General features: G+C 68.3%; 11 protein-coding genes. 6 read left to right on the forward strand and 5 right to left on the reverse strand.

What is annotated here, in order from left to right; translation table 11 throughout:
- Window positions 1–6: 6 nt before the first annotated feature.
- Window positions 7–2,049, reverse strand: coding sequence for a YhgE/Pip family protein (locus ACFTSF_RS07050; RefSeq protein ID WP_380152942.1), 2,043 nt, complete (start codon window positions 2,047–2,049; stop codon window positions 7–9).
- Entirely contained in the window at window positions 2,049–4,748 is a 2,700-nt protein-coding gene (locus ACFTSF_RS07055; RefSeq protein WP_380152943.1) for an MMPL family transporter, read from the reverse strand. The genes ACFTSF_RS07050 and ACFTSF_RS07055 overlap by 1 nt, the downstream gene beginning before the upstream one ends.
- A gap of 122 nt (window positions 4,749–4,870) precedes the next feature.
- On the opposite strand from ACFTSF_RS07055, the gene ACFTSF_RS07060 reads away from it, so the two are divergent.
- The 6 genes from ACFTSF_RS07060 to ACFTSF_RS07085 all read left to right on the forward strand — a co-directional run bounded on the left by ACFTSF_RS07060 (window position 4,871) and on the right by ACFTSF_RS07085 (window position 10,310).
- Complete coding sequence (locus tag ACFTSF_RS07060) at window positions 4,871–5,521, forward strand: TetR/AcrR family transcriptional regulator (RefSeq protein WP_380152944.1); 651 nt, start codon at window positions 4,871–4,873, stop codon at window positions 5,519–5,521.
- 89 nt (window positions 5,522–5,610) lie between these two features.
- On the forward strand, window positions 5,611–6,750 hold the full coding sequence (locus tag ACFTSF_RS07065; RefSeq protein WP_380152945.1) for a VOC family protein: 1,140 nt from the start codon (window positions 5,611–5,613) through the stop codon (window positions 6,748–6,750).
- Complete coding sequence (locus ACFTSF_RS07070; RefSeq protein ID WP_380152947.1) at window positions 6,747–7,688, forward strand: fumarylacetoacetate hydrolase family protein; 942 nt, start codon at window positions 6,747–6,749, stop codon at window positions 7,686–7,688. Before ACFTSF_RS07065 ends, ACFTSF_RS07070 begins: the two co-directional genes overlap by 4 nt.
- Window positions 7,685–7,882: a hypothetical protein gene (locus ACFTSF_RS07075; RefSeq protein ID WP_380152949.1), complete on the forward strand. Its 198-nt coding sequence runs from the start codon at window positions 7,685–7,687 to the stop codon at window positions 7,880–7,882. Before ACFTSF_RS07070 ends, ACFTSF_RS07075 begins: the two co-directional genes overlap by 4 nt.
- Window positions 7,879–9,408 carry a bifunctional 3-(3-hydroxy-phenyl)propionate/3-hydroxycinnamic acid hydroxylase gene (locus ACFTSF_RS07080; RefSeq protein WP_380152950.1) on the forward strand — a complete coding sequence of 510 codons (1,530 nt, stop codon included), beginning with the start codon at window positions 7,879–7,881 and terminating at the stop codon, window positions 9,406–9,408. Before ACFTSF_RS07075 ends, ACFTSF_RS07080 begins: the two co-directional genes overlap by 4 nt.
- 107 nt (window positions 9,409–9,515) lie before the next feature.
- Complete coding sequence (locus tag ACFTSF_RS07085) at window positions 9,516–10,310, forward strand: hypothetical protein (RefSeq protein WP_380152951.1); 795 nt, start codon at window positions 9,516–9,518, stop codon at window positions 10,308–10,310.
- Between the two features lie 15 nt (window positions 10,311–10,325).
- Here ACFTSF_RS07085 and ACFTSF_RS07090 read toward each other — a convergent pair whose 3' ends face one another.
- From ACFTSF_RS07090 to ACFTSF_RS07100, 3 genes are read right to left on the reverse strand one after another with little or no spacing between them, the layout of a single operon-like run.
- On the reverse strand, window positions 10,326–11,321 hold the full coding sequence (locus tag ACFTSF_RS07090) for a VOC family protein (protein WP_380152952.1): 996 nt from the start codon (window positions 11,319–11,321) through the stop codon (window positions 10,326–10,328).
- On the reverse strand, window positions 11,318–12,163 hold the full coding sequence (locus ACFTSF_RS07095; RefSeq protein WP_380152953.1) for an alpha/beta fold hydrolase: 846 nt from the start codon (window positions 12,161–12,163) through the stop codon (window positions 11,318–11,320). Before ACFTSF_RS07095 ends, ACFTSF_RS07090 begins: the two co-directional genes overlap by 4 nt.
- A 10-nt stretch (window positions 12,164–12,173) precedes the next feature.
- Window positions 12,174–13,730: a bifunctional 3-(3-hydroxy-phenyl)propionate/3-hydroxycinnamic acid hydroxylase gene (locus tag ACFTSF_RS07100; RefSeq protein ID WP_380152954.1), complete on the reverse strand. Its 1,557-nt coding sequence runs from the start codon at window positions 13,728–13,730 to the stop codon at window positions 12,174–12,176.
- Window positions 13,731–13,734: the final 4 nt, after the last annotated feature.

The raw sequence follows: 13,734 nt of genomic DNA on the forward strand, positions 1-13,734 counted from the left end.
CCCTATTCAGTGCGTGGTTACGGCGGCGAGGCGGAGACGGCGTGGTGTGAGGTAGCGGCGGCGGTCGGTGACGACGATGGTGATGAGGGTGCCGATCGCCAGCCAGGTGGCGAGTTCGACGATGCCGTTGGCCAGGCCGGGGCTATCGGTGGCTAGGGCCCGGAGAGCCAGTACGGCGCCGTGCGTCGGCAGGTAGCCGGCGATGCTGTAGAACGGCGATGGCAGGGTCGACACCGTTCCCGTCGCCGCGGCGAGGAGCAGGATCGCGAGGGACGCGATGCGCCCGGACCGGCCGAAGATCGCGGTGGCGGCCTGGTTGAGTGAGACGAAGGCGAAGGCCGCGAGCAGGGTCACTCCGAGGAAGGCCGCGGTCCGGCCGAGGCCGAGATCCAGCACCGGTACGGCGATGGCGGTGATCACGACTGCGGCGAGCGCGGCGGCTGTCGCGCCGGGGATCGCGGCGCGGATGATGATGCGCCAGGTGGGTTCGCGTGCGGTGAGTACGGCGTCCGGGACGGCGCGGGTGACGATGTAGGTGGCGAGTGCGAGCGCCCACAGCGCCAGCGCGGCGAAGAGGCCGAGCGCGAGTGGGCCGGTCGAGTTGGTGTTCACGGTGGCGGTCGAAGGGTTGGCGGCCACGGTTTTGAGGTGGTTGCGTTCGTCGGCGGTGTAGGTCGGCACCTGGTTGCGGCCCTTGTTGAGCTCGGTTGCCAATTGCTGTGCACCGGTGTTGACCTTGCCGACGCCGGTCGACAGTTGTTTAGCGCCGGTGGCGAGCTTTCCGGCTCCGGTGGCGAGCTGAGCGGTACCGGTCGAGAGTTTCTGCGCGCCGGTGTTGACTGCTGCCGCGCCGGTCGACAGTTTGCGGGCACCGGCGGCCGCCGAGGCGATCCCACGGGTAAGGGGCCCGGCCTGCGCGGCCAGCTGACGGTTGCCGTTGGCAACCTTGCGTGAACCGGTGGCGAGCGCCTGGACCGAGTCCCGGATCTGTACGGCGTTCGCCCGGACACGTGCCTTGGTCGCGTCGATCTTGGCCGCGGTCGCAGTGAAGTCACGTGAGGCCTTCGCCAGTTGCTGGCAGAACTCGGGGGCACCGCCCTTCGCACTGCACTGGCTCGCCAGCCGCTGGAACTTGACGGCATCGGCCTTGGCCGACGGTACGGCGTCCAATGCGGCGATCACCCGATTGGCGAGCGGCACGACCGTCGAAGCGATCTTCTGGTTGCCTTGAGCAACCTGCTCGGCGCCGTCGGCGAGCTGCTTGGTGAGCGCGGGCAACTGGGCGGTGTCACGCTCAGCCTGAGTGAGTCCCTTCGAGAGCTGCGAGGAACCCGTGGCGAGCTGCGACGTACCGGACGCCAGTTGTTTGGCGCCGCTGGAGAGCTGGGTCGCGGCTGTCGACAGTTGGCCGGCTCCGGTGGCGACCTGTTGTGCGCCCGGGACGAGTTGCTTGGTGCCGGCTGCGAGTTGGGTGGCACCGTCGGCGGCCTTCACGAGTTGGGTGTGGATCGTGTTGAAGCCGATGTAGACGTTGTCCAGGTAGGTCTGGACCACTTGCTGGTCGAGGGACTGCTGGGTTGCTCGGGCGACCTGCGTGGCCAGGGCCGGGTCGGCGACTCCCGCCGTACTGGAGGTCTCGACCTCGATCACGCCCTGGGTTGCGTCCAACGGCTTGCCGGTGGCTGCTGAGGTCGCCTTGGCGGAGAAGTCCGCGGGAATGGTGACCACTGCGGCGTACTTGCCGTCGGCCATACCTTCTTTGGCGTCGTCGGCATCCGTGAGTGCCCAGTTGTAGGGCGATTCCGTGCTGTTCATCAGGTTGCCGGCCAGGGTCCGGCCGAGTGGGATGGTCTGGTTGCCGACCTTGACCGGCTCGTCGTTGTTGACGACTGCCGCGGTCGCGGTGTCGTGGTTGCTGTCCGGTGACCAGAAGGCCCAGGTCAGCAGGCCCATGACCAGGATCGGTACGGCGATCAGCCCGGCCCAGGTGCGCCAGGTCAGCGGGCCGGCGTCGGGCATCCGCGCGGAGTTGGCGAACGGCTTGAACATCAGTGAACCTCCGCGGGCTGGTTGGCCTGCCCGAACAGTTGGGTGGTGGCGGGGAGCAGGTCCCGGATCCGCTCCGGGTCCTGGCAGCTGACGACGAACGACGCGTCGCGGGCGAGAACGTCGCGCAGCGCGTCGCGGGCGTCGGTTCGCAGTACGACGTCGATGTCGTCGAGCAGGACGAGTTCGACACCGTCCGCGAGCGCGGCGGCTGCCTCGGCACCGGGGTCGGCGACCTCGCGGCACCGGATGACATGGACGACGCGGCGTAGTGCGTGACTGTGCTGTGGAAGGACTCGCCCGAGCACTTTCAGGTCGCCCTTGTGCTTGGTGACCCGCCCGGCCAGTGTGAAGAGCAGCGCTGTCTTGCCGACCGATCCGTAGCCGTGCAGGACCAGCGTCGTGCCGCGTGGCACGTGCAGTTCGGCACCTCGATAGATCGGGTGACCGCGGTCGTCGTCCAGGCTGAGTTCGCGGGCGCTGATCACCTCGTCGGGCCCGCCCCAGTCGGCCAGCCGCAACTCGTGGACCAGCGAGTCACCCTCGGCGTCGAACACCGGCAGCATCCGGTCGAGTTTCGGGGGCAGGCCCCATGCCCGCTTCCCGAGCAGCGCGAGTACTGCTGGTACGAGCGTCATTCGCACGACGAAGGCGTCGACGGCGACACCGATCGCGAGGCTGAACGCGATCGGCTTGATCGTCGCGCTGCCTTCCGGGACGAAGGCGGCGAAGACAGCGAACATGATCAGCGCGGCCGCGACCACGACCCGTGAGGCGGAGACGAAGCCGGACTCGATCGCGTGCTGCGGATCGCCGTGATGGACGTAGTCCTCGCGGATCCGGGAGACCAGGAAGACCTCGTAGTCCATCGCGAGACCGAACAGGACACCCATCAGGATGATCGGCAGGAAGCTGATCACGCTGCCGGTATGGGCCACGTGCAGTGTCTCGGCCAGATGGCCTTGCTGGAAGACGAACGACGTCGCGCCGAACGCGGCGCCGACCGACAACAGGTATCCGAACGTGGCCTTCAGCGGAACCCAGATCGAGCGGAACACCATCGCGAGCAGGATCAGCGAGACGCCGACGACCAGAATCCCGAACGGGACAAGGGCCTGGCCGAGCTTCGCGGAGACGTCGATGCCGACCGCGGTGATTCCGGTGACGGCAGTCCGCGTTCCGTACGTGTCCAGGAAGTGCTGCTCCTGGCCGCGGAGCCGCTTGACCAGGTCCTCGGTCTGCGCCGAGTCCGCGGCGGTCGTCGGGACGACCTGGATGATGCCGGTGTCACCTTTCGGGTTCGGGGTCGCGAGCGGTACGGCGGCGACACCGGGCATGGTGCGGATCTCGGCGGCGATCTTGTTCACCAGGCCGACCGGGTCGGTGCTCTGGATGATGTCCGCGGTCACGATCAGCGGTCCGTTGTACCCCGGTCCGAAGTGCTCGCTCACGACCTCGTAGGTCACCCGGGCGGTCGAGCCCTCCTCCTCACTGCCGTTGTCCGGCAGGGCGAGGCGCAGATCGGCGGCCGGGATGGCGCACACGGCCAGCCCGACGATCGTGATGACCACGGTGAGCAGCGGCACCTTGGTCGCCGTACGGACCCAGGCCTTCGCGATCTGCGGCTTCGGCAGCCGCAGCCGCCTGCGGGCCTTCTGAGCCTTTGGTGGTTTGGGCGCACGCGGCCGGAGCCGGTCGCCGGCCATGGCCATCAGCGCGGGAATCAGCGTGATCGCGATCGCCACCGCGAACGCGACGGCGACTGCCGCGGCGATACCCATCGTGGTGAGGAACGGGATCCCCGCAACAGCGAGGCCGAGCAGCGCGATCACCACGGTGAGGCCTGCGAAGATGACTGCCGACCCCGCGGTCGCTGTGGCTCTGGCCACGGACTCCTCGACGTCGAGTCCTTCGGCGAGCTGGTCTCGATGCCGGGACAGCAGGAAGAGCGCGTAGTCGATGCCGACGGCCAGACCGAGCATCACGGCGAGCATCGGCGCCGTCGAGGAGATCGGCGTGACGACGGTTGCCAGATAGATCAGCCCGACCGAGATGCCCACACCAAGCACCGCGGTGGCCAGTGGCATCACCGCCGCGATCATCGAGCGGAACATCAGCAGCAGCACGATCAGTGCGATGCCGAGCCCGATCCCCTCGGTCGGGCTGAGCTTCGGCACCTTGTTGGAGTACGCGTCGCCGCCGGTGTAGACGTGCGCGCCGTCGCCGACGGTGGTCGCCAGGTCGTTGGCGATGCCGGTCAGGTCGTCCTTGGTCGACGGTTCGACCTGTGCGAGATCGACCTTCAGAGGTACGGCGATCAGCGCGGCGCGCCCGTCTCCCGACACCGCGCCCGAGACGCCGGACCCGAACGGGTTCACCACGGTCGCGACCTGGTCGACCTTCTCGATCCGTTCGACCGCCGAGGCCACCGCGGTCCGCGTCGCCGCCGTACCGACCTGCTGCCCGTCCGGTACGACGAGGACCAGCTGCGCCGACGTACCGCTGACCTCCGGGAAGACCCGCCCGAGGTGGTCGAGTGCGTCCTGGGACTCCGAGCCCGGGATGCTGAAGGTGTCGTCCGTGCCGTGGTTGAAGACCACCGCGGCGCCGCCGGCGGCGGCCAGCACGAGCACCCAAACGGCGACGACCAGCACCCGGAGCCGGGCGGCGGACCGCCCCAGCCGGTAGAGGAACGACGACACGGAGACTCCTCGGATCAGGCCTCACGCCATGGATTGACGATATCGTCACTAGCGAGGCAAAAGTCAGCTTACCTCGAACTGACGATATCGTCACCTCTGACGAAGCGTGTACGCTAGCGGGCATGGCAGCCGACCCCACGCCAGGGCCGAACCGTCTGGAGCGCCGCAAGCAGCGCACCCGGACGGCGCTCGTGCGCGCAGCTCAGACGTTCATCGCCGACGGCAACCTGAATGTGCCGATCCTGGAGATCACCAAGGCGGCCGATGTCGGGATGGGCTCGTTCTACAACCACTTCCAGACCAAAGACGAGCTTTTCGAGGCGGCTGTCGACGATGCGCTCGAGGCGCACGGTGCTGTCTTGGATGCGCTCGGTGATCCGTCGGGCGACCCGGCCGAGGCGTTCGCTCGGAGCTTTCGGCTGACCGGGCGGTTGCACCGGAAGGCGCCCCAACTGAGCCGCGTCCTCCTGCGCAGCGGGACCGAACTGATCACCTCCAGCCGCGGTCTGGCGCCGCGCGCGATCCGCGACCTCCAGGCGGCGATCGACGCCGGCCGCTTCACCTCGCACGACCCCGAGCTCGCGGTCGTCATCGCCGGTGGAGCCCTGCTGGCCCTCGGTCAGCTCCTCCTCGATCGCCCCGGCCGCGACGATGCCGCCGCCACCGACCAGATCGCCGAAGACCTCCTGCGCATGTTCGGCCTGCCGCCCGACGAGGCTCGTGCGCTCGCCCGGTCTCCGCTCCCGAGTCTCGACAACCTTCCCGCCGACTGACCCTGTTTCTGACGAATTCGTCAGAAACATTGACTGACGAGCTCCTCGTAAGTGAGGATTTCGTCAGTTGATGGCAAGGGAGGCGAATCGTGGAGCGTTCGGTCAAGGACGAGAGCCACCGAAATCTGCACAGTGAGTACGGCGCCGTCCGCGGCGAGCATCCGGGCCGGGTGCGGAATCCGGTGATCAAGGTCGAGGACCTGGCCTGGCTGGAGTTCGAGAAGCCGGATCTCGATCGCGCTGAGCGGTTCGCGCGGGCCTTCGGTTTCGGTGTCGCGGCGCGGACCAGCGCGGAAGTGCAGCTCCGCGGCTCCCGGCCGGGAGCGCCTTGCGTCCTGATCCGGCGCGGCCCGCGATCGCGGTTCGCGGGCCTCGCGTTCTCGGCTGCGGATCCACAGGACGTCCTGCGCTTGGCCGAGGTCACCGGCAGTCGTCCACAGAAACTGCCGGACGGCCTCGGAGGGATCGGTGTCGAGCTGCGGGACCCCAGCGGCGCGCGGGTCCGGGTCGTCAGTGGTGTCCACGTGCTGCCGGAAATCCCGTCGGAGTCGCCGCCTGCGTTCAACTTCGGCTCCGAGGTACGGCGTACCAACGCGACCCAACGCCCGGCCCGGCTGCCGGTGACGGTCGAGCGACTCGGGCATGTGGTTCTGCAGAGTACGACGTTCCGCGAGACCTTGGACTGGTACCTCAAGCACCTCGGCCTGATCGTGAGTGACTTCCTGTACCACGAAGGGCGTCGTGACCGCGGTCCGGTGATGGGCTTCGTCCGCTGTGATCGCGGGACCGTCGCGACCGACCATCACACGATCGCGCTCACGCTCGGTCCGCGCGACCGGTACGTGCACTCGGCGTACCAGGTCTCGGATCTGGACGCGCTGGCCGCCGGCGGTGAGTATCTGCTGGACCAGGGGTATCGCCGGTCGTGGGGGATCGGCCGGCACATCCAAGGCAGCCAGATCTTCGACTACTGGCGTGATCCGGACGGCTTCCTGGTCGAACACTTCACCGACGGCGACCTGTTCGACAACACTCTGGAGCCCGGCTGGGCGCCGATGACGGTATCGGGCTTGGCCCAATGGGGGCCGTCGGCAACGAAAGACTTCCTGGGGATCGGGTTCGGCCGGGAGACGCTCGGCGAACTCGGCTCCATCGCGTCCGCCCTGCGATCCGAGAACGAGTTCGATCTCGCGCGCCTGCGCGGTCTGCTGAAGGTGGCGGCGTCATGACCGTATCCGTCCTTCGGAGCGACGACGCCTGGTGGGTCCAGACAGCAGCCGGTGCGGCGAGGATCGACACTGCGGCCGGCACCACCGCCGAACTGCTCGCCGATCGGGGCGCCGTCGATGACGCCGCTACCCCCGGCCGGCCCGTCGTACCGGTCGATCGACTGACTCTGCGGTCGCCGATCACCGCGCCGTGCCGGGTGGTCGCGCAGATGACCAACTTCCGGTCGCACATCATGGACTCCGGACTGAATCCGGACACGGTTCCGCTGACCTTCTTCCGGAAATCGTCCGGTTCGCTCAGTGGGCCGTTCGACGACATCCGCCGCCCTGGTCACGTCTGCTTTCTCGACTACGAGGTCGAGATCGGTGTCGTCATCGGGACGCCGATCCCGGTCGGCACCGCCATCGACGAGCGCGACCTCTCCCGGTACGTCGCCGGTCTGGTGGTCACGAATGACGTCAGCGCCCGAGACGTGCAGTTGCCGAAGACGCAGTTCTACGAGTCGAAGTCGTACCCGACGTTCACGCCGGCCGGGCCGGCGCTCGTCCTGCTCGATGCCGCCGAGCTCGGGAGATTCGCCGATCTCCGGCTGCGCCTCACGGTCAACGGCGAGGCGCGGCAGGACAGCGTCGTCGGGGCGGACATGGTCTTCCGGCCGGCGGCGGCACTTCAGGCACTGGCCAGGTTCCAGCGGCTCGATCCGGGGGATGTGCTGCTGACCGGAACCCCGGGCGGGACCGCACTCAGCGCGCCGGCCAAGCCGGTGGAGCTCCTCGGCTCGTTGCTGCCGCCTGCCCTGAAGTGGAAGGTGTTCTTCAAGCGGCAGGCAGGTAACCGGAAGTACCTGCGCGCCGGTGATGTCATCGAGGCGGGTGTGGGCACGGACGACGGCGCGATCGTGCTCGGCACGCAGCGCACGGTGGTGAGGGACGCGTGACCGCCGCCATCGCGGTGATCGCGTTCGTACTGATGGCGATCCTCGGCTCGCTCGGTGCCGCGAAGGTGGCCGCCGTACCGGCGATGCGTGCCGCGGCCGCGCATGCACGCCTCGGTGTCAGCGCCTACCGGCTCATCGGCGTCGCCGAACTGGCCGCCGTGGCCGGGTTGCTGCTCGGCGGGGTGACGCTATGACCGGCCGGGTGATCGTTGTCGGTGCCGGTCCCACCGGAGTTGCCGCCGCCACCTTGCTTGCGTCGTACGGTGTCGAAGTCCTGGTTCTCGAGCGATGGGCTGAGGTGTATTCCCAGCCGCGGGCAGTGCACCTGGACGACGAGGTGTACCGGATCCTGGGCTGGGTCGGGGTCGCGCGTGAGTTCGCGCGGATTTCCCGGCCTACGCTCGGACTCCGGCTCGTGGATGGGCAGCAGCAGACGATCGCGGAGTTCCGGCGGCACGAACGCACAGGCCGGCACGGGTATCCGGAAGCCAACCTGTTCGACCAGCCGGACCTGGAGGTGCTTCTGCGCGCGAACCTCGCCAACTGCCCGTCGGTGACGTTGCGGAGCGACGCCGAGGTCACGGCAGTGCGGCAACTGGCAGCCGGTGCTGTCCAGGTCGAGCTTCGCGATCGGACGACGGGCCAAGGCGAGACGCTGACAGCGTCGTACGTACTGGGTTGTGACGGCGCGAACAGCCTCGTACGCCGCGCGATCGGTGCTCGCTTCCGGGATCTCGGGTTCGAGCAGCGGTGGCTCGTCGTCGATCTCGACATCGATCAGGAACTGGGCCATTGGGACGGTGTGCATCAGGTGTGCGACACCGGCCGTGCCGCGACGTACATGCGCGTCGGGGCTCGCCGGCACCGCTGGGAGTTCCGGCTCGCGGACGACGAGAACCAGGAGGACTTCCGGACGCCCGGTGCTCTCCGGTCGATCATCGGGCCCTGGTTGCGAGAGGCCGATGACGACCGGATCGACATCGTGCGGGTGGCGTCGTACACGTTTCGTGCCCAGGTCGCCGATCGATGGCGGGACCGGCGCATCTTCCTGCTCGGCGACGCGGCGCACCTGACGCCGCCGTTCATCGGTCAGGGCCTGGGCGCCGGGATGAGAGACGCCGCGAATCTCTCCTGGAAGCTCGCCGGTGTCCTCGACGCGCGGCTTCCCGAGCAAGTCCTCGACACCTACCAGCAGGAACGACGCCCGCACGCCATCCAGATGATCCGCCTGGCCAAGGCGGTCGGCGCGATCATGACCAGTGGCGGCCGGACGGGTGACGTTCTGCGTCGGCTCATCGCACCGCGGTTGTCCCTCGTCCCGGGGCTGGCGGCCCGCGTGCTCTCCGGCGAAACTCCGCGCTTGACCCGCACGGGCCTGGTGCGGCGAAGTCGCTGGTCCGGAGGCGTCGTGGGGACCTTGTGCGCGAACGCGCCGGTCGGTAGCGAGCAGCGCCTGGACGACCATGTGGCCGGCCGGTTCGCACTTCTCACGACACAGCACCTGACCGCGTTCCAGCGAGCGGAGGCGGCGGCCTTGGGCGTCGTCGTCGTCGAGACGAAGCCCGGGGATCGGCTGCACCATTGGCTGACCCAAGGCCGCCGTACCAGCGCGTTGATCCGACCCGACAGCATCGTCATGCTCGCTGCTGACACCGTCGACGACGTACTCCTGGCTGCCTCCGCTGTGATCCGCCGCCGACGGCTGGTGGCAGTTCCATGAAAGGCATCCTGGTACCCGTTGCTGCTCTGGTGCTCTGCCTCGGCGGATGCCATGCCGGAGCCCGCATCGAGGCTGACAAAGCGACGCCAGATCCACGCAGGTCCCCGATGACGGTGGCCGCAGCCGACGCCGGCGTTCGGTGGGCGTCGCGCGCGAACTCACAGATTGCTCCCGGCACGCAGGTCTACACCGGCGATGGACAGTGCACCGCGAACTTCGTCTTCACCGACAAACTGAGGAACGTCTTTGTCGGGCAGGCCGCGCACTGCGCCGCGCGAGGCTCCAGCGAGGAAACGAACGGCTGCCGGGCCGACAGCCTGCCCCTGGGGACAGCCGTCACCTTCCGCCGCGGCGGATCACCGGTTTCGGCCGGTGACCTCGTCGGACGTGGCCGCCTGGTCTACAGCAGTTGGATCACCATGCAGCAACGCAACGAGTCCGACAGCGCGGTCTGCGGTCACAACGACTTCGCGCTGGTGAAGGTCGATGCCCGATACCTGAAACTCGTGAATCCGAGCCTGCCGTTCTGGGGCGGGCCGACAGATCTCAGCACGTCGGGGAGTGCCTCCGGTGCTGAGGTCTTCAGCTACGGCAACTCGAGTCTGCGCGCCGGCCTGGCCGCCCTGTCTCCCCAGCAAGGTGTCATCGAGTCTGCCGATCCGGCGGTTCGCGGATGGGCCCACACAACAACCTCACCGCGGCCCGGCATCCCCGGTGACAGTGGCAGCGCCTACCTCGACGCCAACGGCCGTGCGCTCGGCACCTTGTCCACGCTCGGCCTCTCGATCCCCATCACCAACACGATCGGCGACCTGAACCACGAACTGACCTACGCCCGCGCCCACTCCGGTCTCGACAACCTCCGCCTGGTCCTCGGAACCGAGCCATTCACCGGATCCTGAGCGGACCGCGGTCGGTCAGTCGTCGGGGATGCCGGGGCCGCTCAGGGCCGGCACGGTGTCCTCGGTGGCGGCCAGTGAGAGGGCGGCGCGGCGGAACTGCTCGAGCTTGTCGACGATGGTTTGGCCGACTGGAGTGTGGCCCCAGATGCTGATGCCCTGGTGGGTGCTCGGCTCCCAGGTGGATTCGTCGACGACGACCGGGTTCCAGCCGACCTCCCACTCGAACCCGGACGGGGTGCGCGCGTAGTACGAAAGTTCCTTGTCGTTGGTGTGCTGCCCGACCGACAGCGCCATCCCGAAGCCGAGCTCGTGCACCCGCTGGTAGCTGGCCGCGACATCGTCGAGGGTCGAGGCCTGGATGTTGAGGTGCTGGACGCGGGTGCGGATCGGGTCGATCGGCAGTCCTTGGGTGGCCGCGATCGCGATCGAGTGGTGTCGTTCGTTGACGCGCAGGAAGCGGATCTTCAGTTTGACGCCACTGATCGTCTCGTCGATGTAGTCGGTCAGTCGGGCGTCGAACACGGTGTTGAAGTAGCCGCGCAGCTGGGCCGGCTTGCTCGACGTGATGGCGACATGGCCCAGGCCTGAGTCGCCGGTGACGAATCCGGAGGCCAGCATGCGCAGCGGCTCGGCTGTCGTCACCGCCTTGGTGTAGATCTCCTGGGTGATTCCTTTCGGGCCGGGGAACCGGAGCAGCCGCTCGACTCCCCGCAGGTGCGCCTCCTCGGCGGTTCCCTCCGTCATCGGCACGTTGTGGGCCCGGACCCGGGCGGCGATCTCGTCGAAGGTCGAATGATCGTCGAGGTGCCAGCCGGTGGCCACGACGTCCTCCGCCGGACCACGCTGGATCAGGAAGCGGCAGGCCTGGTCGTCCAGCCGGAAGCGCATCAGGTCGCGGCCGAGTTGGTCGTGATGCATGCCGATGGCATCGACCCCGAATCGCCGCCAGTCGTCGAAGCGGTTGGTCTCGACCACGACATAGCCGAGATGAACGTTGCCGAAGACACTCATCGCGGGCCTGCCAGGAACTCCGTGCACAGCCGGTTGAACAGGTCCGCACGTTCGAACTGGACCCAGTGCCCGGTGTTGGCGACCAGGTAGAGGTCGCAGTTGGGCAACCGATCCGCCAAAGCTTGTCCCCCGCTCGGCCGGTTGACCCTGTCGTCGGCACCCCAGAGCACCAGCGTCGGCACCGGCAATCGATCGAGCCGCTGGTCTCGCGTGAAGTCCATCCTCCACAGGGTTCGTACGGCGTTGGGTCCGGTCGGCCGGCGCAATGGCGGAGCGGCGACCACCTCGGGGTCGATGCTGGCCTGGTATCGCTCATCGATGACCGAGTCGGGGATCTCGGCGGCGTTGAAGACGAGGTACTGCCGGATGAACTTCTCCAGCTTGAGCCGCGAAGGTCCTTCGCCGCCGTAGTAGCTGAGCAGTTTGTTGAGCCCGCGGGTCGGCAGTGCGCGGGTGGTGCCGATACCGCCGGGGCCCATCAGCACCATCCGCTCGACCCGGTCGGGAGTGTCCAACGCGAGCCGCAGTGCCGCTGCGCCGCCGTACGAGTTGCCGACCAGATGGGCGCTCTCGAGATCGAGCTCGTCAAGTAGCCGGCGGACTGCGTCGGCCAGGTCACCGAAGGGATCGTTGCCATCGACACCTTTCGTACTGCGTCCGTACCCCGGCAGGTCGGGGACGATCACCCGGTACCGGCGGGCCAGGGCATCGATGTTCCGCGTGTAGTTGGAGACACCGGATGCGCCGGGGCCGCCGCCGTGCAGCAGCAGGACCGGCGGCCCGTCACCGGTCTCGGCGACGAAGAGCTCTCGGTCCCCGATGTCGATCGTCATTTCTCGCATGCTTGGATCCTCAGTTGGAAGTGGTGAAGGCTGCTCGAACCGTCAGGCCCACGGGCGGCGTCGGCAGGGGGTTGTGCGTTTCGGCGGACGCGTAGACGTATCTGTCGGGACGCAGTACGACGGTTGCCGCCCCGTGCCGGCGCATCCAGGTCAGCAGAATCCCGTCGCGGTCGACGAGGATCCCTTCGGTCGGGCGCCTTCCGGCAGGCTTGACGGTGAGTGCCCGGATACCTGACCAGGCGGGCTGATTGGAAGCGGCAGCGGCGTGCAGCATGACCCAGTCGTCGCCGAGCGCATCGTCCAGTCGTACGTCGGTGCCGTCGGCAACGGTCACCCAAGGCTGCGGAATCATCCATCCGGCGGCCCGGCCGGTCGCCAGGAAGCCGGCCGGGTAGCGCGCGACGGGAATCCAGGCGGCATTCTGCAAGGCCTGGTTGACGCCTGGGATCCGGCAGACTGCACGCATCGCCCGATTGCGAGCAGCGGCCACTGCCGGGCGCCGTACGGTGGTGATTCGCCCGACGAAGTCGGCCCGTCTGGTGACGCCCCGGGCATGTGGTTTGCGTTCGGTCTCGTAGCTGTCGAGGATCGACTCCGGTAGCCGGCCGCGCAGGACAGCGGTCAGTTTCCAGCACAGGTTGGCGGCGTCCCGCACGCCGGCGGCCATGCCCTGGCCGATCCAGGGCGGCATGGCGTGGGCCGCGTCGCCGGCCAGGAAGACGCGGCCCACCCGCCAGCGGTCGGCGAGCCGGACGTGATGGCTGTAGACCACGGCTCGCAGGATCTTGATGCTGTCCCGGCTGATGCCGTAGCGGGCCACCAGCCGATAGATCTCCTCGTCCGTGGTCAGTTCTCGCTCGTCCTCCCCGGCCAGGATCGGGAACTCCCACCGGTGGTGCCCGAGCGGGGTCGGGCAGTCCACCGCCGGCCGAGCCGGATCGCCGTGAAAGCGCAGCCGGTCGTGGTCCGGCCACGGTTTGAGCATCTTGGTGTCGATGACGACCCAGCGGTCCTCGTAGGTCCGGCCGTCGTAGCCGATGTTGAGCTGCCCCCGGACCGGGCTCGATCCGCCGTCGGCTGCGATCAGGTACGACGCCTGCACCCGGCGGACCGTGTCGTCGCCGGTCCCGATCAGCGTGAGCTCGACCCGATCGGTGTCCTGCTGGATCCGGAGACACTCGTGCTCGAGCAGGACGTCGACGTTCGGGTAGCGATCCGCTCCGTCGCGGAGAACCTGCTCGAGTGCGGGTTGGTAGATGAACATCTGCGCCGGATGGCCATGGCCGCGGGGTGTGCTGTGGCCGCTCAGGAACGGACGGCCCTGCGCATCCACGATGTCGAGAGGGCGTGGACCGAGCATGTCCTGCTTGAGCCGCTCGGCAAGTCCGACCCGCTGCCAGATCCTCAGCACCTCCTCGTCGGTGGAGATGGCGCGCGCCCGGGAGAAGACCGTCGGGTCCTTCTCGACCACGACGACCTTCAAGCCGGCAGCGCCGAGCAGGTTGGCCGCGGTCACCCCGGTGGGGCCGTAGCCGACGATCGCCACGTCGTACCGGAGCTCGTGCATGGGC

This window comes from Kribbella sp. NPDC056951, from assembly GCF_042674205.1.
GTDB classification, from domain to species: domain Bacteria; phylum Actinomycetota; class Actinomycetes; order Propionibacteriales; family Kribbellaceae; genus Kribbella; species Kribbella yunnanensis.

What these genes read in the sequence shown, in the direction of transcription:
- ACFTSF_RS07050 (WP_380152942.1), bottom strand. Translation starts at nt 2,049, where the DNA reads ATGTTCAAGCCGTTCGCCAACTCCGCGCGGATGCCCGACGCCGGCCCG.
- ACFTSF_RS07060 (WP_380152944.1), top strand. Translation starts at nt 4,871, where the DNA reads ATGGCAGCCGACCCCACGCCAGGGCCGAACCGTCTGGAGCGCCGCAAG.
- ACFTSF_RS07070 (WP_380152947.1), top strand. Translation starts at nt 6,747, where the DNA reads ATGACCGTATCCGTCCTTCGGAGCGACGACGCCTGGTGGGTCCAGACA.
- ACFTSF_RS07080 (WP_380152950.1), top strand. Translation starts at nt 7,879, where the DNA reads ATGACCGGCCGGGTGATCGTTGTCGGTGCCGGTCCCACCGGAGTTGCC.
- ACFTSF_RS07085 (WP_380152951.1), top strand. Translation starts at nt 9,516, where the DNA reads ATGACGGTGGCCGCAGCCGACGCCGGCGTTCGGTGGGCGTCGCGCGCG.
- ACFTSF_RS07090 (WP_380152952.1), bottom strand. Translation starts at nt 11,321, where the DNA reads ATGAGTGTCTTCGGCAACGTTCATCTCGGCTATGTCGTGGTCGAGACC.
- ACFTSF_RS07095 (WP_380152953.1), bottom strand. Translation starts at nt 12,163, where the DNA reads ATGCGAGAAATGACGATCGACATCGGGGACCGAGAGCTCTTCGTCGCC.
- ACFTSF_RS07100 (WP_380152954.1), bottom strand. Translation starts at nt 13,730, where the DNA reads ATGCACGAGCTCCGGTACGACGTGGCGATCGTCGGCTACGGCCCCACC.